Origin of the sequence: Fictibacillus halophilus, assembly GCF_042680145.1 — a bacterium.
GTDB classification, from domain to species: domain Bacteria; phylum Bacillota; class Bacilli; order Bacillales; family Fictibacillaceae; genus Fictibacillus; species Fictibacillus halophilus_A.
In genome coordinates, this window is sequence record NZ_JBHTNQ010000001.1 from 1,194,159 (window position 1) to 1,215,439 (window position 21,281).

22 protein-coding genes are annotated in these 21,281 nt (G+C 39.6%); 21 read left to right on the plus strand and 1 reads right to left on the minus strand.

Annotated features, from left to right (window positions below):
• Nucleotide 1: 1 nt before the first annotated feature.
• The 7 genes from recG (at nucleotide 2) to rnc (ending at nucleotide 6,947) form a co-directional block, all read left to right on the plus strand.
• Entirely contained in the window at nucleotides 2-2,038 is a 2,037-nt protein-coding gene (gene recG, locus ACFQ4X_RS06255; protein WP_379833759.1) for an ATP-dependent DNA helicase RecG, read from the plus strand.
• Nucleotides 2,039-2,216: 178 nt separating this feature from the next.
• The gene (gene fapR, locus ACFQ4X_RS06260) at nucleotides 2,217-2,789 is read left to right on the plus strand and encodes a transcription factor FapR (RefSeq protein WP_379833761.1); all 573 of its coding nucleotides are present in this window, start codon (nucleotides 2,217-2,219) and stop codon (nucleotides 2,787-2,789) included.
• A 6-nt stretch (nucleotides 2,790-2,795) separates the two neighbouring features.
• Nucleotides 2,796-3,794 carry a phosphate acyltransferase PlsX gene (gene plsX / locus ACFQ4X_RS06265; RefSeq protein ID WP_379833762.1) on the plus strand — a complete coding sequence of 333 codons (999 nt, stop codon included), beginning with the start codon at nucleotides 2,796-2,798 and terminating at the stop codon, nucleotides 3,792-3,794.
• Between the two features lie 3 nt (nucleotides 3,795-3,797).
• Nucleotides 3,798-4,748 (plus strand): ACP S-malonyltransferase, encoded by a 951-nt coding sequence (fabD, locus tag ACFQ4X_RS06270; protein ID WP_379833764.1) that lies wholly within the window; start codon nucleotides 3,798-3,800, stop codon nucleotides 4,746-4,748.
• Nucleotides 4,741-5,481, plus strand: coding sequence for a 3-oxoacyl-[acyl-carrier-protein] reductase (gene fabG / locus ACFQ4X_RS06275; RefSeq protein ID WP_379833766.1), 741 nt, complete (start codon nucleotides 4,741-4,743; stop codon nucleotides 5,479-5,481). Before fabD ends, fabG begins: the two co-directional genes overlap by 8 nt.
• A gap of 340 nt (nucleotides 5,482-5,821) precedes the next feature.
• Nucleotides 5,822-6,055, plus strand: coding sequence for an acyl carrier protein (gene acpP, locus ACFQ4X_RS06280; protein WP_066289334.1), 234 nt, complete (start codon nucleotides 5,822-5,824; stop codon nucleotides 6,053-6,055).
• Nucleotides 6,056-6,230: 175 nt separating this feature from the next.
• A complete protein-coding gene (rnc, locus tag ACFQ4X_RS06285; RefSeq protein WP_379837064.1) occupies nucleotides 6,231-6,947 on the plus strand; it encodes a ribonuclease III in 717 nt (238 codons plus the stop codon).
• Nucleotides 6,948-6,997: 50 nt separating this feature from the next.
• Here rnc and ACFQ4X_RS06290 read toward each other — a convergent pair whose 3' ends face one another.
• Nucleotides 6,998-7,222, minus strand: coding sequence for a DUF1128 domain-containing protein (locus ACFQ4X_RS06290; RefSeq protein ID WP_379833767.1), 225 nt, complete (start codon nucleotides 7,220-7,222; stop codon nucleotides 6,998-7,000).
• 601 nt (nucleotides 7,223-7,823) lie between these two features.
• On the opposite strand from ACFQ4X_RS06290, the gene smc reads away from it, so the two are divergent.
• The 14 genes from smc (at nucleotide 7,824) to ACFQ4X_RS06360 (ending at nucleotide 21,256) form a co-directional block, all read left to right on the plus strand.
• On the plus strand, nucleotides 7,824-11,390 hold the full coding sequence (smc, locus tag ACFQ4X_RS06295) for a chromosome segregation protein SMC (protein WP_379833769.1): 3,567 nt from the start codon (nucleotides 7,824-7,826) through the stop codon (nucleotides 11,388-11,390).
• Between the two features lie 12 nt (nucleotides 11,391-11,402).
• Nucleotides 11,403-12,386 (plus strand): signal recognition particle-docking protein FtsY, encoded by a 984-nt coding sequence (ftsY, locus tag ACFQ4X_RS06300; RefSeq protein WP_379833770.1) that lies wholly within the window; start codon nucleotides 11,403-11,405, stop codon nucleotides 12,384-12,386.
• Nucleotides 12,387-12,796: 410 nt separating this feature from the next.
• Nucleotides 12,797-13,120, plus strand: a complete 324-nt coding sequence (locus tag ACFQ4X_RS06305) for a putative DNA-binding protein (RefSeq protein WP_130295710.1) — start codon at nucleotides 12,797-12,799, stop codon at nucleotides 13,118-13,120.
• 15 nt (nucleotides 13,121-13,135) lie between these two features.
• A complete protein-coding gene (gene ffh, locus ACFQ4X_RS06310; protein ID WP_379833772.1) occupies nucleotides 13,136-14,482 on the plus strand; it encodes a signal recognition particle protein in 1,347 nt (448 codons plus the stop codon).
• 82 nt (nucleotides 14,483-14,564) lie between these two features.
• On the plus strand, nucleotides 14,565-14,837 hold the full coding sequence (gene rpsP / locus ACFQ4X_RS06315; protein WP_066393596.1) for a 30S ribosomal protein S16: 273 nt from the start codon (nucleotides 14,565-14,567) through the stop codon (nucleotides 14,835-14,837).
• 21 nt (nucleotides 14,838-14,858) lie between these two features.
• Entirely contained in the window at nucleotides 14,859-15,086 is a 228-nt protein-coding gene (locus ACFQ4X_RS06320; protein ID WP_077361335.1) for a KH domain-containing protein, read from the plus strand.
• Nucleotides 15,087-15,415: 329 nt separating this feature from the next.
• The gene (gene rimM / locus ACFQ4X_RS06325) at nucleotides 15,416-15,931 is read left to right on the plus strand and encodes a ribosome maturation factor RimM (RefSeq protein ID WP_379833774.1); all 516 of its coding nucleotides are present in this window, start codon (nucleotides 15,416-15,418) and stop codon (nucleotides 15,929-15,931) included.
• Nucleotides 15,932-16,672 (plus strand): tRNA (guanosine(37)-N1)-methyltransferase TrmD, encoded by a 741-nt coding sequence (trmD, locus tag ACFQ4X_RS06330; RefSeq protein ID WP_379833776.1) that lies wholly within the window; start codon nucleotides 15,932-15,934, stop codon nucleotides 16,670-16,672.
• Nucleotides 16,673-16,785: 113 nt separating this feature from the next.
• Nucleotides 16,786-17,130, plus strand: a complete 345-nt coding sequence (rplS, locus tag ACFQ4X_RS06335; RefSeq protein WP_066289359.1) for a 50S ribosomal protein L19 — start codon at nucleotides 16,786-16,788, stop codon at nucleotides 17,128-17,130.
• An 84-nt stretch (nucleotides 17,131-17,214) separates the two neighbouring features.
• Entirely contained in the window at nucleotides 17,215-17,766 is a 552-nt protein-coding gene (gene lepB / locus ACFQ4X_RS06340) for a signal peptidase I (protein ID WP_379833777.1), read from the plus strand.
• 11 nt (nucleotides 17,767-17,777) lie between these two features.
• Nucleotides 17,778-18,638: a ribosome biogenesis GTPase YlqF gene (gene ylqF / locus ACFQ4X_RS06345; RefSeq protein WP_379833779.1), complete on the plus strand. Its 861-nt coding sequence runs from the start codon at nucleotides 17,778-17,780 to the stop codon at nucleotides 18,636-18,638.
• 110 nt (nucleotides 18,639-18,748) lie between these two features.
• The gene (locus tag ACFQ4X_RS06350; protein WP_379833780.1) at nucleotides 18,749-19,534 is read left to right on the plus strand and encodes a ribonuclease HII; all 786 of its coding nucleotides are present in this window, start codon (nucleotides 18,749-18,751) and stop codon (nucleotides 19,532-19,534) included.
• Between the two features lies 1 nt (nucleotide 19,535).
• Nucleotides 19,536-20,993: a DUF6240 domain-containing protein gene (locus ACFQ4X_RS06355; protein WP_379833782.1), complete on the plus strand. Its 1,458-nt coding sequence runs from the start codon at nucleotides 19,536-19,538 to the stop codon at nucleotides 20,991-20,993.
• Nucleotides 20,990-21,256: an EscU/YscU/HrcU family type III secretion system export apparatus switch protein gene (locus ACFQ4X_RS06360; protein ID WP_379833783.1), complete on the plus strand. Its 267-nt coding sequence runs from the start codon at nucleotides 20,990-20,992 to the stop codon at nucleotides 21,254-21,256. The genes ACFQ4X_RS06355 and ACFQ4X_RS06360 overlap by 4 nt, the downstream gene beginning before the upstream one ends.
• Nucleotides 21,257-21,281 lie beyond the last annotated feature (25 nt).

The following is a 21,281-nucleotide window of genomic DNA, read 5'->3' on the forward strand; positions in this document are numbered from 1 at the left end:
TATGATTACGGAATCAATAACTGCCGTTCAAGGAATCGGTGACAAAAAAGCAGAAGAATTAGCAAGTATGGGTATTTTTAATGTCCAGGACTTAATTGAGTATTTGCCTTATCGATACGAAGATTATCAGAAAAAAGATTTATCAGAGATCGCACATGACGAAAAAGCAACCATTGAAGGGAAGGTTCATTCTGAGCCTTCTTTGCGTTATTTTCCGAAGAAAAAATCAAGACTCTCATTTCGTATGCTGATCGGCAAGTATTTAATTACTGCTGTAATCTTTAATCGTCCATTTTTAAAAAGTCAAATAACCCTAGGGCAATCCTTAACGATTACAGGTAAATGGGACCGTAATAAAATGACATTAACAGTGAGTGATGTTCATTTTGGAACATTTTCCGATGACAGAAAAATTGAACCTGTATACTCTGTTAAAGGTACATTGCATGGAAAAACGATGCGAAAATTCATTTACCAAGCGTTCAAACAATTTTCCGGCCAGATTCCAGACCCATTGCCAGAAAAACTGCGTGAAGCATATCGTTTGCCTGAAAAAGAAGCGGCATTAAAAATGATGCATTTTCCTGAGAGTTTCCAAGTGTTAAAGGCTGGGAGAAGAAGACTCGCTTACGAGGAGCTTTTATTTTTTCAGTTTAAGATGCAGATTTTTAGAAAGTGGAACAGGCAGCAATCTGAAGGTGCTTCTCTTTTTTACGACAGGTCTAAAGTTGATCTGTTTATTCAATCGCTCCCTTTTCAGCTTACAGAAGCTCAGCAGCGGGTGGTAGAAGAGATTTTAAAGGATCTTTCTGATACAAGCAGAATGAACAGGCTTCTGCAAGGTGACGTCGGCTCCGGAAAAACCGTAGTTGCTGCGATTGCCCTATATGCTGCTGTCACAGCAAACAGACAGGGTGCACTGATGGTCCCTACTGAAATACTTGCTGAACAGCATTTTCAATCTTTAAAAGAGCTTTTTAAGCCATTTGGCATAACCGTCGCTTTGTTAACAAGTTCAGTTAAAGGGAAACTTCGAAAAGAAACACTTAGCTTGTTAAGTGAGGGTGAAATCCAGATCATGGTAGGGACGCATGCCTTGATCCAAGAAGAAGTAGATTTTAAAAATCTTGGATTAGTCATAACAGATGAGCAGCATAGATTTGGTGTAAATCAGCGCAGAGTTCTCAGGGAAAAAGGAGAAAAGCCGGATGTCCTCTTTATGACGGCTACTCCTATACCTCGTACACTCGCCATTTCTGCTTTCGGCGATATGGATGTTTCTACAATTGATGTAATGCCAGCAGGAAGAAAACCTATCATTACGCATTGGGCAAAGCATGGAATGTTAGAACGTGTTCTTGATTTCATCAGAAAAGAGATTGTTAATGGCAGACAAGCATACGTTATTTGTCCTCTTATTGAGGAATCAGAAAAAGTTGATGTCCAAAACGCGATAGATGTACATGCACAATTAAGCCAATATTTTCATGAATACGAAGTTGGGTTAATGCATGGCAGACTTCATTCTTCGGAGAAAGATGAAGTGATGCGGCAGTTCGCTGCAAACCAATGCCAGATCCTCGTTTCAACAACGGTCGTTGAAGTTGGTGTGAATGTACCTAATGCTACCATCATGGTCATTTATGATGCTGAAAGGTTTGGATTATCACAGCTGCACCAGTTGCGAGGAAGGGTAGGCCGCGGCAGTGAACAATCGTATTGTGTGCTTATTGCTGATCCGAAAACTGAAGAAGGTCAAGAACGCATGAGGATCATGACCGAAACGACGAACGGTTTTGAGCTTTCAGAAAAAGACTTAGAGCTTCGCGGGCCTGGTGACTTCTTTGGCAATAAACAAAGCGGTCTGCCAGCATTTAAAGTTGCTGATCTTGTGCATGATTATCGCATTTTAGAGACAGCAAGAAATGATGCTGCTACACTTGTAAATTCAGATGAATTTTGGACTGACGATACGTACGCATTAATTAGAGAGATACTCACCAATGAAGGTGTACTAGATAAGGAAAGGCTCGATTAATTCTTGAAAGATGGATACTGATACTATATACTACTATTAGTACCAGCTCTTAATAGCAGAAAGAACATACAGCAGGTACGCCATTACAAACGGCGCCTGCTTTTCTAACGCCCTTCATTTGCAGAGAGAATATCTTTCTCATAAATGGGACCTTTTTAACGGAAGAAGGAAAGTATTTATGAAAAAAACAAAACGGGAGCGGCAAGAGCTGCTAAAGGAAACGATAAAACAAACACCTTTTATTACTGATGAGGAACTTGCGGAGAAATTCAGTGTAAGTGTGCAGACAATACGTCTTGACCGGCTGGAACTTTCAATACCAGAGCTTAGGGAGAGGATTAAGTCAGTAGCCGAAACGAAGCTGGACGATGTTAAAGCATTGCCTATAGAGGAAGTAATCGGTGAAATCATTGATCTTCAGTTAGATGAGTCAGCTATCTCGATTCTTGATATAAAAGAAGAACATGTGTTTTCACGCAACAAGATAGCGAGAGGACATCATGTATTTGCACAGGCGAACTCCCTTGCAGTTGCTATTATTAATGATGAACTCGCTTTAACTGCCCGGGCCAGCATTCGTTTTTCCCGACCTGTAAGAGTTGGCGAAAGAATTGTGGCAAAAGCCAAAGTTACAGAAAAAGGCTCAGAACGGACAACTGTTGAAGTTAATAGCTATGTAGAAAAAGAGCTTGTTTTTAACGGTGAGTTTACGATGTTCAGATCAAAACAAGATTCAAAGGAAGGAAGTTAAATCAGCATGATTATCGCAATAGATGCAATGGGTGGTGACAATGCCCCGAAGGAAATCGTAAAAGGCGCATTGCTGGCTGTTGAACAATATCCTGAACTAAAGATTACCTTGGTTGGTGACCAAGATAAAATCAATGAACATTTACCAAGCGATCATTCTTTTAAAATTATCCATACAACTGAAGTAATTGAAACAGCTGAGGAACCTGTTCGCGCTGTTCGCCGAAAAAAAGATGCTTCGATGGTATTGGCGGCAAATGAAGTGAAGACAGGAAGTGCAGATGCTTATATTTCTGCAGGTAATACGGGAGCACTGATGGCGAGCGGTCTCTTTTACGTTGGCAGAATTAAAGGGATCGAACGGCCAGCGTTGGCACCTACACTCCCTACACTCGATGGAAAAGGTTTTTTATTTCTAGACGTTGGCGCGAACATGGATGCAAAACCGGAGCATCTATTACAATATGCGCTTATGGGATCAGTCTATTGCCAAGAAGTCAGAGGGATCGATAATCCTCGTGTTGGACTTCTTAACGTTGGTACAGAAAGTGAAAAAGGCAATGCTTTAACAAAAGCAGCGTTTCCTTTGCTGCAGGACGCAAACATTAATTTTGTGGGCAACGTTGAATCCAGAGATCTTTTAATGGGCGCAGCAGACGTTGTGGTATGTGACGGTTTTGCGGGCAATCTTGTATTAAAGTCTATTGAAGGTACTGCAATGAGCATGTTCTCAATGATTAAAGAAACGCTCACATCAAGCTTTACGAGCAAAATTGCAGCAGGTGTATTAAAACCGAAGCTTAAAGGAATTAAAGATAAACTTGACTATACAGAATATGGCGGTGCAGGATTGTTCGGATTAGCCGCACCTGTTATTAAAGCGCACGGTTCATCCAATGCAAATGCAGTCTTAAACGCAATAAGACAAACTAAAGATATGGTAGACAAAAATGTTGTGAATACTATTTTGAGCCATATACAGCCTGACATCCAAAAGGAGGAATAACTTATGGGTAAAATCGCCTTTCTTTTTCCTGGACAAGGTTCTCAATTCGCGGGAATGGGAAAACAATTAGCAGATCAAGAAACTCTTGCAAAAGATATTTTTGATAAAGCAGACGAAGTTTTGAAATTCAATCTTTCAAAGATCATTTTTGAAGGTCCTGAAGACCTGCTCAAGAAAACAGAGAATACTCAGCCAGCTTTGCTGACTGTATCATCTGCTGTACTTGAAGTTTTTAAAAAGCATGGTATCTCTGCTGATTACACTGCAGGTCATAGTCTTGGGGAATATTCAGCCCTTGTTGCAGCTGGAAGTATTTCGTTTGAAGATGCGGTTTATGCTGTTAGACACCGCGGGCTCCTAATGGAAGAAGCTGTTCCTGCTGGTGTAGGAACAATGGCTGCGGTTATCGGATTCGATCAAGAACGCCTTGAGGCAATTACTGCTGAAGTTTCAGTGTCCGGAGACAGTGTACAAGTGGCTAATTTGAACTGTCCGGGTCAAATTGTTATTTCTGGCACGGTAAAAGGTGTTGAAGAAGCGGGCAGCAAAGCAAAAGAAGAAGGTGCAAAAGTAATTCCTTTACAGGTAAGCGGTCCTTTTCATTCTGCTTTAATGAAACCAGCTGCAGAGAAATTTGCAGAAGTTTTATCAAATATTACAATACATGATGCGAAAACGCCTGTAATTGCAAACGTTACGGCGAAACCTGTTACATCGAAAGAAGAAATTAAGTCCAAGCTGATTGAACAGCTATATTCTCCTGTACGCTGGGAGGAAACGATTAGAGAATTAATGGATTCGGGTGTTGATACATTCATTGAGATCGGACCTGGGAAAGTTTTATGCGGTCTTGTGAAAAAAGTAAATCGCCGAGCTAACGTGTTTGCGGTCGGAGATATGGATTCAATGATGCAAGCTTTGGAAAAACTGAAAGGAGAATCTGTTGATGCTTAATAATAAATCTGTGTTAATAACAGGTGCTTCACGAGGTATTGGACGTGCAATTGCCCTTTATTTTGCGAAAAATGGCGCGAAAGTAGCGGTCAACTATTCTGGAAGCGAAGCAAAAGCCAATGAGGTAGTTGAAGAAATTAAAGCAAACGGAGGTACAGCCTTCTCGATTAAGGCTGATATTTCAAATTCAGAAGAAGTAACGAACATGGTTAAGTCTGTCATAGATGAATTTGGCAGCCTTGATGTTCTTGTAAACAACGCGGGAATCACGAGAGATAACCTTTTAATGCGAATGAAGGAAGAAGACTGGGACGCAGTCATAAACACTAACTTAAAAGGTGTATTCTTAACAACAAAAGCTGTTACAAGACAGATGATGAAACAAAGAAATGGCCGTATTATAAATATTGCTTCGATCGTCGGTGTTTCAGGAAACGCAGGTCAAGCAAACTATGTTGCCGCAAAAGCGGGAGTAATCGGACTTACAAAAACGACTGCGAAGGAGCTCTCTTCAAGAGGAATTACGGTTAACGCAATTGCTCCTGGTTTCATTGAAACAGATATGACAGGCAAGCTAGAAGAAGGCATTAAAGAAGATATGCTACGAAATATTCCACTGGCGCGCTTCGGTCAGCCTGATGACATAGCAGCGGCTGCAGCATTTTTAGCAGGTGATTCTAGTTCGTATATTACTGGTCAGACACTTCATGTTGACGGCGGAATGGTTATGTAATCCTGCTGTTTAGCTGATATTAAATAGGTCTTTACAAAAGGTTAGTTTCTAAAAGATTGTTGCTTATGGGAGTATTTTTGTATTTGTCTCCATTGTCAGTTGATTGGAGTGTAAGGTGCGAGACTCCAGCGGGATCAGTGTGACAGGTGATACTTCTAAGGGCGCATGGCGGCAAGGAGGCTCACCGCACACCCACACGGAAAGCGAGCATCCTGAAACGGAAATCAACTACTTTCAAGAGCAGCAAAGTCTACCCAAAACAGCCTGATTTTTAGAACGGAAACCCTCTAGTTTTTTTAGAGGAAAAAGCATATACTATTGAAAGGAGGTGACACACAAAATGGCAGACGTTTTAGAAAGAGTTTCAAAGATTGTTGTTGACCGTCTAGGTGTTGACGCGTCTGAGGTTAAGCCTGAAGCTTCCTTTAAAGAGGATCTAGGTGCAGACTCTCTTGATGTAGTGGAACTAGTTATGGAACTTGAGGATGAGTTCGAATTAGAAATTTCTGATGAAGATGCTGAGAAAATTGCAACTGTTGGTGACGTTGTAGATTACATAAACAGCAAACAATAAGGTTTTACGGATAAAGTCCCGTGTATAAATGCGGGGCTTTCTTCCCTTTTTAGGGAGGAAACATCAAATAGCCCTTTTACGAGATTTTTGGAGGAAGTTTATGAAAGGTTCAAAACATCAATCAATTCAAAAGAAAACAGTTAAAAACCGGTTTAAATCGGCTTCCAAAAAGGGCATGGATGACAAAGTGCGCATTCAGAAAGTAGCCCCTCTTCAGGAACGTTTAAACATTCAATTTGAAAATGTAAAACTATTAGCTCAAGCTTTTACGCATTCATCATATGTGAATGAGCATCGAGGAAGAACATTCGAGGATAATGAAAGACTGGAATTTCTGGGAGATGCTGTTCTGGAACTGACAATTTCTCAATACTTGTACAGTAAGTTTACAAACATGAGTGAAGGTGAACTCACAAAACTTAGAGCGGCTATCGTTTGTGAACCATCTTTGGTGCTGTTTGCTAACGACCTGCACTTTGGTGACTTTGTACTATTGGGAAAAGGAGAAGAAAACACTGGTGGACGATCACGGCCTGCTCTTCTAGCGGATGTCTTCGAGGCATTTATAGGAGCGCTGTATCTTGATCAGGGACTCGATAAAGTAAAAGAGTTTTTAAATCAGTACGTTGTACCACGGATAAACGAAGGTGCTTTTTCTCATGTGATGGATTTTAAGAGCCAGCTGCAAGAGTATGTTCAGCGTGAAGGATTAGGTCATATTGATTACAAGATCGTACAGGAAAAAGGACCTGCACATAACAGGGAATTTGTTTCTGAGGTTAGGCTAAATGATGCTGCTTTTGGCATCGGATATGGAAGGTCCAAAAAAGAAGCAGAACAGCACGCTGCACAAGAAGCGATTGAAAAGGTTGCAAAAAAAGCGAACCAATAATTAAAACCCCCTTAAAACTTGGCGAATGCCAAGTTTTAAGGGGGTTTCTGTTATTTCTTTTTAAGGGATGCAAGTTCTTCGACGATTCCTTCCATATCTCTGATGCTGAATGAAGGCATTTTCATTACCATGTCATATAGTTCTTTAATATCATCGTATTTGTTCAGCTCGTAATCTTCAGGCTGGATCAGTCCGCTGTTAACCAGCTGCAGTTTCTTTTTTAAGCTTTCAATCATAAAAGCTAGATTCTCATGATTTTCATTTGTTAAGTCCATTGTGAAGCTCCTTTAGCATTTAATAAGTGAAACCTAATATCTGTCTGTATGAGGGCCGTTCAATTAACTTTCTCTATTTTAGCATACTGTAATCTTTGTGACTATGAGAGAGTAAATCTATGATAAAATAAAACAGTTAAAGAATTTTTTTTACATAATTTAAGGCTCTGTTAACTGCTAGGGATGAATTTCATAAGATGACATGAAATCTTTTACCTTCCTGGGGATGGACTACTAAGCCTTGTTACTCGTTCTTCACAGAGGGGTCTCGGGAGCAGGTTCTTCTAGCTAGAGTATCTAACAGAATTTAATCTAAGGCTCTTTTCAAATAGATTGTTTTTTTGAAGTCCCTTCGTCGACAAGTTGATTGGAGCACAAGGTGCGAGACTCCTGCGGGATCAGCGGGAAAGGTGAGACCATTCAATGTCGCAAAGCGACGAGTGGGCTCACCGCACGCCCCGCGGAAAGCGAGCATCCTGAAGCGGAAATCAACCCTTTCAAATAACAACAAAGTTTACGAAAACAGCTAAATCTAAAAATACTGAAATAACCGTTTGAACACGAACGCTTATATAAAGCAGGAAAAAAGGGGGATTTAAAGATGTTCCTCAAACGAATTGATGTAGCAGGATTTAAATCATTTGCAGAGCGGATACAAGTAGAATTTGTTCAGGGAGTAACTGCTGTAGTTGGGCCGAACGGAAGCGGAAAAAGCAATATATCAGATGCTGTAAGATGGGTGCTTGGCGAGCAGTCTGCCAAGTCGCTACGCGGATCTAAGATGGAGGATATCATTTTTGCCGGCAGCGATAACCGCAAACCGTTGAATGTCGCTGAAGTAACTCTCACTTTAGATAACGAAGACCAGCATCTTCCGCTTGATTATAATGAGATTTCTATTACAAGAAGAGTTTATCGCTCAGGGGATAGTGAATACTTGATCAATAAGCAGCAATGCCGCTTAAAAGACATTGTTGAATTATTCATGGACTCCGGACTTGGAAGAGAAGCTTTTTCTATTATTGGACAAGGCCGGGTAGAAGAAATCTTAAGCAGTAAATCTGAAGAGAGAAGAAAGATTTTTGAAGAAGCCGCAGGAGTTTTAAAATATAAAACAAGAAAACAAAAGGCTGAACAAAAACTATTTGAAACTCAGGAAAACTTAAACAGGGTTGAAGACATCCTTCATGAACTTGAAGGGCAGGTTGAACCTCTAAAAATACAAGCATCTATTGCAAAAGATTATCTTGAGAAGAAGCAGGAATTAGAAATCGTTGAGACTGCTGTTCTAGTTCAGGAGATAGAAGACCTTCACGAACGCTGGGAAAAACAAAAAACATGGGTAGCAGAATTACAGAAACAAGAATCTGAACTTTCCGTAAAAGTTAAGCAGGGTGAATCTGCGATTGAAAGAGCCAGACTTGATATGCAGGCGATGGATGAATCTATTGATGAACTTCAGGGAGCTCTTCTCTCAGCAAGTGAAACGCTGGAAAAACTTGAAGGAAAAAAAGAAGTTTTAAAAGAGAGAAAGAAGAACTATGATCAGAATAAAACTTCACTTTTAGATCAGATTCAAAAACTGAAAGTAAAAAAAGAACAACTAGAAACACAATTGCTCTCAGAGAAAAGTATTTTAGCAGATAAAGAAAAGCAATTGAAAACTGTTCGAAAACAAGTTGCTGAGGAAGAAAGCCGCCTGACTGTCCTTGAAATGGATGTGGAAGCAGAGCTTGAAAAACTAAAAAGTGATTATTTTGAACGCCTAAATGAACAAACGACTATCAAAAATGAAATGCGTTATATTGAGGATCAGTCTAAACAGCAAAACTTCAAAAGCAACAGGCTGGATGAAGAAAACAATAGATATCTTCAGCAAAGGGAAGAATTAAAGGAGACGAAAGAACAGGCGGAGAAGAGCTATAAAGAAGCTGAAACTCAACTGAAGAAGAAACAGGAAGAGTACCAGAACTTAAAATCCGTAGTTTCTTTAGAAGAACAAGAAAGCCGTTTAAGTCAGGAGAAATTGTATCAGGCTTATCAGTATATCCAGCAATTCAAATCAAAGAAAGAAATGCTAGAATCGATGCAGGATGAATATGCCGGGTTTATGCAAGGAGTAAAAGAAGTTTTAAAGGCAAAGGAGACGAGGTTATCAGGAATTGAAGGTGCCGTAGCCGAACTTCTTTCTGTTCCGCCTGAGATTGAAACTGCTATTGAGACAGCTTTAGGGGCTTCTATGCAGCATGTTGTTGTCGATCACGAACAGAACGCAATGAAAGCCATCCAATTCTTAAAACAAACAAGAGCTGGCAGAGCAACATTCTTACCGTTAAACGTAATTAAAAGCCGCAATGTTTCAAGTGCGGATGTTCATAATGCACGCACAGTTGATTCTTTTGTTGGAGTCGCAGCTGACCTCGTGCAATTTGATCAAAAGTATAAGAACATAGTTGGGAACTTATTAGGCAACATTATAATTTCCAAGGACCTAGCTGGAGCAAATGCGATTGCAAAGCAAGTGAACTATCGCTATCGAATAGTTACCCTTGAAGGGGATGTTGTCAGCCCAGGCGGTTCAATGTCTGGGGGAAGCCTCAAACAGAAGAGTTCATCTCTTTTAAGCAGACAAAGAGAAGTTGAAGTACTGACTGAAAAATTAGCTGCAATGGAGAAACAAACTCTTAGCTTAGAAGAAAAAGTTACTAATCTAAAAGCAAAAGTTACAAAAAACAAAGAAGCATTAGACAGTCTTCAAACTGAAGGTGAGCAACTACGAGAACTTGAACAAGAACTCAAAAGTAATCTGCGTGAGATTGAGATTCAAGAAAAGGGTTTAAACGACAGGCTGCAATTGTATGATCGTGAAAAACATACGTTTGAGTCTGAGCGATCGGCTGCTGACACGAGATTAACGAATCTTAAGAAGAGGCTTGAGAAAGCTGTGAAATCAGGAAATGAACTGGAGAAAACAATCGCAGACTTAACAGAAAAGAAGAAGATGCATCAGTCTTCTAAAGAAGAGCTTAGAGAAACTTTGACACAATTAAAAATTAAAGCTGCCGAACTTGAACAGCAAGTGGCAAATCAAAAAGAAAAAAGTCTGCGTATTGAAGAAGAGTTTGCAGGTGTTCGTGCAAAAAGCAAGGAAACAGAGGAAGATTACTGGCTTCTTGAAGAAGAAATGAATTCAAGCTCGTCTGGTGAAGATTCCCTCGATGAACAGATTAAGCAAAAGAGACATGAAAAAAATACTGCATTAAAACTGATAGCTGAACGCAGACAAGAAAGAACAGAGTCATTCCGCTCTATCGAAGAAATGGAAGTTGAGCTTAAGGAAGCGAAGCGCCAATACAAACAATTGAGTGATGGATTAAGAACGGAAGAAGTGAGCATAAACAGACTTGATGTGGAACTTGAAACCCGATTGACCCATCTCCGAGAAGAATATGAACTGTCATATGAAGGTGCTAAACAAAAACATAAACTTGAGATGCCGTTAGAAGATGCTAAAAGAAAAGTAAAGCTGATCAAAATGGCGATTGAAGAGCTTGGTGTTGTAAACATCGGTGCCATTGAGGAATATGACAGAGTCAGTCAGCGTTTTAATTTCCTTACAGAACAACGGGATGACCTGACGGAAGCTAAAAATACACTGTATGGCGTAATCTCTGAGATGGATGAAGAAATGAAGAATCGTTTTGAAGAAACCTTTACATCCATCCGATCGCATTTTGGAGTCATCTTCAAAGAGTTATTCGGCGGCGGCCGCGCAGACCTTGTGCTGACTCAGCCGGACGACATGCTTGCAACAGGTGTTGATATAATGGCGCAGCCTCCTGGTAAAAAGCTTCAGCAATTAGGGTTGTTATCTGGAGGAGAGCGTGCATTAACTGCAATAGCACTATTGTTTGCTATCCTTAAGGTACGTCCTGTTCCGTTTTGTATTTTGGATGAAGTAGAAGCCGCATTGGATGATGCAAACGTTAACCGTTTTGCAAAGTACTTGCGGGCATTTAGCAAAGAAACACAGTTTATCGTTGTAACCCATCGAAAGGGTACAATGGAGGAAGCCGATGTGTTGTATGGGGTGACCATGCAGGAATCTGGAGTTTCCAAACTAGTTTCAGTACGCTTAGAAGAAACTAAAGAACTGGTAACATCGTAGGGAGGAAAAAAAGTGAGTTTTTTAAAGAAGCTAAAAGAAAAATTTTCGAATCAACCATCAGAATCCTCTTCTGAAAAATTTAAAGATGGATTAGAAAAAACAAGGAGTTCTTTTTCATTTAAAGTAAATGACTTGTTAAAAAGGTATCGTAAAGTAGATGAAGAGTTTTTTGAAGAACTTGAAGAGATCTTAATCGGTGCAGATGTGGGAGTGCATACAGTACTTGATATCATTGATGAACTAAAAGATGTTGCTCGTACAAGGAATATTAAGAATCCTCAAGAGCTTCGTTCATCGATCACAGAAAAGCTTGCTGAAATGCTTCAAAAAGATGATAGTGACAACAAGCTGAATTTACAAGCAGATGGCATGACAGTCATATTATTCGTTGGTGTTAACGGAGTGGGGAAGACAACTACGATTGGGAAACTGGCCCACCAGCTCAAAAATGATGGCAAAAAAGTTATTCTAGCTGCTGGAGATACGTTCCGTGCAGGTGCGATCGATCAGCTGGAAGTATGGGGAGAGCGTGCAGGAGTTGACGTTATCAAACATCATGAAGGTGCAGATCCGGCTGCCGTAATCTATGACAGCATACAGGCAGCCAAATCAAGAAAAGCTGATGTGCTTCTATGTGATACAGCCGGCCGACTCCAAAATAAAGTAAACTTAATGAACGAACTTTCAAAAGTAAAACGAGTGATCGAACGCGAAATACCCGGCGCGCCACACGAAGTGCTGCTGGTTGTAGATGCAACGACCGGACAAAACGCGATGAACCAGGCTAAAACATTTGGGCAATCAACAGATGTTACAGGACTTGTTTTAACAAAACTTGATGGAACAGCAAAAGGCGGTATCGTCCTTGCAATCCGCCACGAACTGGATATCCCAGTGAAATTTGTAGGACTTGGCGAAAAAATTGATGACCTTCAGGAATTTGATCCGGAACAGTTTGTATACGGATTATTCGCTGGAACAGAAGAAGCAGAGTGATATCTGCTTCTTTTTTTTGGAATGATAAAAAAGTCAAATTCCGTTTGAGGAAGACACATTTTAAAAGCGAAATTTTTGATCACATAAAAAGAGTCATAAATCATATAAAAAAGCGCAATAATCACATGAAAAATGGACACAATCAAATAAAAACGAGCGGCCATCACATGATTTAACATTTCACGGAAATTAATATACAGAGTCTGTTTATCTCATGTAAACTTCAGCGAATTTATGTAGCTACAGCCTTTGCATCCATCTTAACTTAAAAGAGGAGCACTACGGCATGTGTAGTGTAATGAATGCTGGTACTAACAAGTTATTCTGTTAAGAAAAAAACTTGACATCTATTTTTTATGGTTGTATAGTATTCACGTAAAGGCATTTCACTTAACAAGGGTTGTGAAAGTATGCTTGATAAAACGATGAGAATTAATTATCTTTTTGATTTTTACCAATCACTGTTAACCCCTAAGCAAAAGAATTATATGGGCTTATATTATTTAGACGATTATTCTCTCGGTGAAATTGCTGAACAATATAATGTCAGCCGCCAGGCCGTTTATGATAATATTAAACGGACAGAGGCGATGCTGGAAGAATACGAAGAGAAGTTAGGGCTTTTTGCAAAGTTTCAGGAACGTGATCAGTTGCTGTCATCTTTAAGAGAGCTGCTGAAAACTGAACCTGATAACGTAATTGCAATTATCGATCGCCTTGAAAATATGGAATAGGAGGCGTTCAGTGAGATGGCATTTGAAGGTTTAGCCGACCGTCTTCAGAACACTTTACAAAAAATTCGCGGAAAAGGGAAAGTAAATGAAGCGGATGTAAAGGAAATGATGAGGGAAGTACGCCTTGCTCTTCTTGAGGCGGATGTTAACTTTAAAGTGGTAAAAGATTTTGTGAAAAAGGTATCTGAACGTGCAGTTGGTCAGGAAGTACTAAAAAGCCTGACACCTGGACAGCAAGTTGTAAAAGTGGTTAATGATGAACTTACAGCATTGATGGGCGGAGAACAGAGCAAAATTGCTGTTTCCAACAAGCCCCCGACGGTTATTATGATGGTTGGTCTTCAAGGTGCAGGTAAAACAACTACTACAGGAAAGCTTGCGAATCATTTGCGTAAAAAACAAAATCGCAAACCGCTTCTTGCTGCAGCTGACATATACCGTCCCGCTGCGATAAAGCAGTTAGAAACACTCGGAAAACAGCTTGATTTTCCAGTATTTCAAATGGGAGACCAAGTGAGTCCCGTAAAAATTGCTGAATCAGCGATTGCGAAAGCTAAAGAAGAGCATCATGACTATGTACTCATTGATACAGCCGGGCGTTTGCACATTGATGAAATGCTTATGGATGAATTGAAACAGGTTAAAGAAACAGCAAAACCTGATGAGATCTTCCTTGTTGTGGATGCGATGACAGGTCAGGACGCAGTGAATGTTGCAGAAAGTTTTAATGAAGCACTTGGAATTACAGGTGTCATTCTAACAAAGCTTGATGGTGACACACGCGGTGGTGCCGCGCTTTCAATCAAAGCTGTTACAGGACTTCCTATTAAATTTGTAGGTCTTGGTGAAAAGATGGATGCTCTTGAACCGTTCCATCCGGATCGAATGGCTTCTAGAATTTTAGGAATGGGCGACATGCTGACACTTATTGAAAAGGCGCAGTCCTCAGTAGATGAAGAGAAAGCACGTGACCTTCAGAAGAAGATGCGTGATATGTCGTTCACATTTGATGATTTTCTTGATCAGATGGGACAAGTAAGGAATCTTGGACCATTAGATGAAGTGCTTGGCATGCTTCCTGGCGCGAACAAAATGAAAGGTCTTAAGAACGTACAGATCGATGAAAAACAAATCGGTCACGTTGAAGCTATCATTCGTTCGATGACTCTTCATGAAAGAGAACAGCCAGAGATTATCAATGCCAGCCGTAAAAGACGTATCGCTAAAGGCAGCGGACGATCAGTACAAGAAGTAAACCGCCTTATCAAACAATTCGAGGACATGAAGAAAATGATGAAACAAATGTCCGGAATGATGAATGGCAAGAAGAAAAAAGGTGGATTTAAATTCCCTTTTATGTAAACTGAATTTTCAGGTTTACAAACCTGTCAATTTATACTATCATATTATTTTGTGTGAACTATTTTCGGAGGTGCAAGTTATAATGGCAGTAAAAATTCGTTTAAAACGTATGGGCGCTAAGAAAGCTCCTTTTTATCGTGTAGTAGTAGCAGATTCTCGTTCTCCTCGTGATGGACGTTTCATCGAAGAGATCGGAACTTACAACCCAGTTGCTAACCCAGCTGAAGTTAAAATTAACGAAGAAAAAGCTCTTGAGTGGATGACAAATGGTGCGAAGCCATCTGACACAGTTCGTAACCTATTCTCAAAAGCTGGTCTTATGGAGAAATTCCATAACGCTAAAAACCAAAAATAATTTTGACGAAGGGGAACTGATATGACAGAGTTGATCGAAGCGATTGTGAAAGCTCTAGTTGATCACCCAGAGGAAGTTAGCGTCAAAGAGGTAAAAGAAGGACACCGCCTTGTTTATCAGTTATCCGTGAACCAGACTGATATGGGGAAAGTAATCGGCAAACAAGGAAGAGTGGCCAAAGCGATTCGTACTGTTGTAAATGCAGCAGGCACGAATCAAAATAAAAGGATTTCAATCGAAATCGTTTAAAAAGGATGAGGGACTCCCTCTTCCTTTTTTTATATTGGGTGGGTTAAAAATTCTTGTTGTTTTGGCATTGCTTTTATGATTACTCTTCCTTGATAAGTTGATTGGAGTGGAAGGTGCGAGACTCCTGCGGGACCAGCGGGACAGGTGAGACTCAGTAAGCGCAAAGCGCTAAGGAGGCTCACCGCACGCCCCGCGGAAAGCGAGCACCTGGAACGGAAATCAACTACTTCTAATAGCTAAAGCTAAAAGAGTATACATAATTGCATTTATGATAAACTTTAGACTAGATAATAATAAGAATAAGTCGTACGAGAGAAGGTTTTAAAATTATGGAAAAATGGCTGAACGTCGGAAAGATCGTCAACACACACGGCATTAAAGGAGAAGTACGTGTTATTTCAAGAACAGATTTTCCGGAAGAACGATATAAGATAGGCAACACTTTATATGTAGAAAAAGAACCAGGAAACCTTATTCCTGTAACCATTGAAGCTCATCGGAAACATAAACAGTTTGATCTCCTAACGTTTGAAGGTTTAGGCAACATTAATGATGTTGAACCCTTTAAAGGGTATTTGTTAAAAGTTCCAAAAGAACAGCAAGTGTCCTTAGAAGAAGGCGAGTTCTTTTATCATGACATCATTGGGTGTGCTGTTTTTACGGTTGATGGCGAAGAACTGGGGAAAGTGAAAGAAATTTTATCGCCAGGTGCAAATGATGTGTGGGTAGTAAAACGCAAAGGGTTCGGCTCGGACATTTTGATACCTTATATCCCATCCGTTGTTAAAACGGTTGATTTAGAAGCTAAGAAGATTTCAATCGAACCTTTAGAAGGACTTTTCTAAATGAAAATAGATGTATTAAGCCTGTTTCCAGATATGTTTTCAGGTGTTTTCGGCCAGTCTATTTTAAAAAAAGCACAAGAAAAAAGTGCGGTTCAGTTTCAGGTACTCGATTTCCGCGAATTCTCAACAAACAAGCATAGAAATGTAGATGATTACCCTTATGGCGGAGGAGCTGGGATGGTGTTGACTCCCCAGCCGTTATTCGATGCAGTTGAAACCCTAAAGAAAGAAACATCTGAGAAACCAAGGATCATACTGCTTTGTCCACAAGGAGAGAGGTTTTCTCAAAAGAAAGCGGAAGAACTCTCTAAAGAAAAACACCTTATCTTTTTATGCGGCCATTACGAAGGGTATGACGAGCGAATCAGAGAACATTTAGTAACAGATGAGATTTCAATCGGCGACTATGTCTTAACAGGCGGAGAACTTGGTGCGATGGTAGTGATTGACGCCGTATCAAGATTGCTTCCTGGTGTACTTGGAAAAGAAGAATCACATCTTCAGGATTCATTCAGTACAGGTCTATTAGAACATCCTCAATATACGAGGCCGGCAGACTTCAGGGGTATGAAGGTTCCTGATGTTCTTATGTCTGGAAACCATAAAAATATTGAAGAATGGCGAAAAAAAGAGTCTTTAAAACGGACATACGAAAGACGTCCTGATCTTTTAGAGAACATAGAGTTATCCAAGGAAGAAGAAAATTGGCTGAAAGAAATAAAAGATAATAAAACAACTTGATACTCGTCTGATTTATATGGTATTATATTGTTTGTGGCTTATGCCCGTTTAATCCGGTGTTCCGCTGCTTGATTATCACGCAAGAACATCTATGGGAAGGGAGGCAATAAACTATGCAACAGCTTATTGCAGATCTTGCAAAAGATCAATTAAAATCAGATTTACCAAAATTCCGTTCAGGTGACACTGTACGTGTACACGTGAAAGTAATCGAGGGTACTCGTGAGCGTATCCAGCTTTTTGAAGGTGTTGTTATCAAAAAGCGTGGGTCTGGGATTTCTGAAACGTTTACTGTTCGTAAAATTTCTTACGGTGTAGGTGTGGAGCGTGCGTTCCCTGTACATTCACCTAAGATTGCGAACCTTGAAGTTGTACGTCGCGGTAAAGTACGCCGTGCTAAGCTATACTACTTGCGTGCACTTCGTGGTAAAGCAGCTCGTATTAAAGAAATTCGCTAATAATTCTCGAAAGGAGCTTGACTTACTCAAGCTCCTTTTTCCATATTATAAGTAAGGAATTTCTACAGATGGTGAGGATTAAGAATGGCTCGTACAAAAAACGAAACGTGGGAATGGATTAAAGCATTAGCTGCAGCATTGTTATTGGCAGGTATCATCCGGTTCTTTCTTTTTGCCCCTGTGGTAGTAGATGGACAGTCAATGATGCCGACTCTTCATGATGGAGATCGATTAATTGTTAATAAGTTCAGCTATATGATTGGAGAACCAAACAGATTTGACATTGTAGTCTTTCACGCTACAGAAGAAAAAGATTACATAAAAAGAGTAATTGGTTTGCCAGGAGATACAATCGAGTATAAAGATGATACTCTTTATGTGAATGGCAAAAAGGTGAAAGAAGAATACTTAGAAGCATATAAGAAAAAAACAAAAGACGGAAATTTCACTTATGATTTCACTTTACTGGAAGTGACAGCTAAACAGAAGGTTCCAGAAGGACAATTGTTTGTTCTAGGTGATAATCGCCGGAACTCCAGTGACAGCCGGAACATAGGTACTGTTAATGAAGATGAAATCTTAGGAAAAGCATCATTCCGTTTCTGGCCGTTATCGGATATAGGATTTGTAAAGTAGGGTGAAATAACATGACCATTCAATGGTTTCCGGGCCATATGGCAAAAGCGCGCCGGGAAATAACTGAAAAACTTAAAATGATCGATGTCGTTTTCGAACTTGTAGACGCCAGAATTCCATTAGCTTCACGAAACCCGATGATAGATGAGATACTTGGAGAAAAGCCGCGTATTGTTCTATTGAACAAAGCAGATCTGGCTGATCCGAAAGTAACGTCAATGTGGCAAAGCTATTTTTCAGATAAAGGAATTCCATCTCTGGCAATAAACTCACAAGACGGAAAAGGGATAAAAAAAATAGAACCTATTGCACACGAACTTGTAAAAGAAAAGTTCGATAAGATGAGAGCAAAAGGAATTGTTAAACCGCGAGCTGTTCGTGCTTTAATCGTTGGGATCCCTAATGTCGGGAAATCTACAATTATTAACAGGATGGCAGGTAAGAACATTGCTGTAACTGGCGATAAGCCAGGCGTAACAAAAAAACAACAGTGGATCAAAGCAGGTAAGACTCTTGAACTCCTGGATACACCAGGTATTCTATGGCCAAAGTTTGAGGATCAGTCAATAGGTCTCAAGCTTGCTGTAACAGGAGCGATTAAAGAAACGTTATTTGATTTTACAGAAGTTGTATTATTTGCTGTAAAATATTTAAACGAACATTATCAAGAACGTCTTGTTGAGCGATATAAATTATCAGACATACCCGATGACCCTCTTCGTTTATTTGAAGAGATCGGCAAAAAAAGAGGATGCATCATGAGCGGTGGTGAAGTTGATCTCGAAAAAACAGCAGAGATTGTGCTTCGCGACCTTCGTTCAGAAAAATTGGGCCGCTTGTCTTATGAACTGCCATCAGCAATAACTGAATAAGTTGGTATAACAGGCGCGTATATTTTATGTGCCTGTTTTCTTTGAATCGATAAAGTCTTAAAAGACAGATTAGCGAGCCGATAAATAATACATAAAGAGTGTGAATAAAAATGAAGCTATCTATAAAACAATGGGATCAGAAATTAAGGGACAGTTCTACCGAAGAAATCAGGGACCTTCTTAAGCTTCTTGCTTCTGATGATAGACAAGGTGCTAAAAAATTATTTAAAACATATACAAGCCGTTTGATGGAAGCGGAAGCGGAGTTAAGAAGGCTTGAAATCATGTGCAGTTTTGAAAAACAATGCACTGCAAATGGCAAAAATTTTATCGCTGGTGTCGATGAAGTTGGCCGAGGCCCGTTAGCAGGACCTGTAGTAGCTGCAGCCGTTATTTTACCAGAAGGCTATATTCTAAATGGTATTAATGACTCCAAAAAACTATCAGAAAAAAAACGAGAAGATTTATATGAAAGAATCGTAGAAGATGCTGTTTGCTATAGTATTTATTTAGTCCAGCCTGACAAGATCGACGAGATCAACATCTATCAGGCATCTAAACTGGCCATGACTGAGGCAGTTTGCCAGCTAAAGGTTCAGCCAGATCAGCTTTTGATCGATGCTATGGAAATCCCTCTGCCGTTTGATCAGATGAAAATTATAAAAGGAGATGAAAAAAGCATCTCTATTGCAGCAGCTTCTATTGTTGCAAAAGTTACACGGGACCGATACATGAAGAAGCTTGACCAAATGTATCCTCATTATGGTTTTAAATCAAATATGGGCTATGGCACAAAAGAGCATCTAGAAGCGCTGAGAACATTCGGGGCAACTGAAATACATCGCAAAACGTTTAGTCCAGTAGGAGAAATTATTCAGTTTACCGGGAGTGAATAAGGTGTTATCCATTAACAACATCATCAATCCACAGCCGCTTGCACAAAATTCAGTAACAGGCATAAGCCTGAAACTAAACCAATTGTTAACTGCTAAAATTTTGGAGATTTTTCCCGATCAAACGGCAAAAATTTTATATAATGGTGCAGCTTTGCATGCCAAATTAGAGGCTCCTTTAACAAAAGGGAATCACTACTTGTTTGAAGTTGGGGACAAAAACGGGACAGTAATCTTAAAAAAAATAGATGTAGATCCTTTAAAATCAACAACTGAACAAATTCTGCAAAAGTTAAATCTTCCACAAACCGAAAATAACAAAAAAGCTGCAGAATTTGTTGTCTCTGAAAAAATGCCAGTAACAAAAGAAAATATTAAACAGGTTGCTGAAATCCTTCAGCTTACAGCAAACATACCTTTTAAAAATAAGAAAGAAGTCATTCATCGAATGCAAGAACTTCAGCTCCCAGCTAAGCCTGTTTCGGTTAATGCAGTCATAGCAAGTATTCAAAAAAAAACAGATCAAGCTGAGATGCGTCAATTGTTCGAGTCTCTTACACCTTATATACATAAAGATAAAAGCATAGCAAAAACTTTGGATCTGCTTCAAAGCTTATATGGCTTTAAAACCAATCATTCAAAACCAAAAGAAAGTTCACAAGTGTCTGCTAGCTCGACAAACATTATACATGTATCAAAAGAACCTTCAGTTCACCCTGGAAATTCTGGTATAGAAATAAAAGGGTTTAGTAGTGAAACAAAGGATGAAGCAAAAACAATCCAAATAAATCAGCCTGCAGGACAAAGAGCGGAAGCTTCAGTTAATGATATAAAACGCCAGGCTTCAAATGAGTTATTACAAGCTGTTCAAAAATGGTTTCAAAAGTCCGGGCTGCTGCATGAAAAGAATTTATTAAAAGATCCAGTTCAATTAACGCAAACAGAAAACTTAAAATCACACATTATTTCTTTAAAGCAAAATACAGAATCTCTTGGACTTCCTGAAAGTATTTCAGTAAAAGCTGAACAAGCGCTTAACAAGCTTACGAGTCAGCAGCTACAAAACATCCCATCTAACGAACATCTGCAGCAGTTTGTTTTGCAGATTCCACTTGGCCAGAATGAAAACCCAAGAGAAATTTCTATCCGGTGGGAAGGGAAAAAACAAAACAGTCAATCGTTAGATCCCGACCATTGCAGAATGCTGTTTTGGCTGGAGATGAAAAATTTAAAAGACATTGCAGTTGATGTTCAGATTCAAAACAGAATTTTATCGTTAAAAGTTTTTAACGGTCACCCTCTAATCGAGAATCTTTCAAAAGCTTTTCTTCCATCTTTAAAGAAAAGCTTAAGTGAAATGAACTATACGCTATCTTCGATTACTTTTGCGCAAAAGCCAAAAAATGAAATAAAAAGCCCTGAGTCAAACACAGGATATAAAGGGATGGATATGCGTATATGAAGAAAAACATAAAAGAAGCTGTAGCACTTAAATATAATCCCGAAGAATCAAGTTCTCCCATAGTTACGGCCAAAGGAAAAGGTGAAACGGCTGAGCGGATCGTTCAAACTGCATCAGAGCACAATATCCCGATTCAGGAAGACCCTTCACTTGTGCACTTATTATCAAAATTAGAAATCGATGAAAGCATACCAGAGGAGCTGTATGAAGTAGTTGCTGAACTTTTTGCTTTTATCTATCAAATCGATCAAGAAGCAAAATGATAAACATAATTCTTGCTTAAACGGG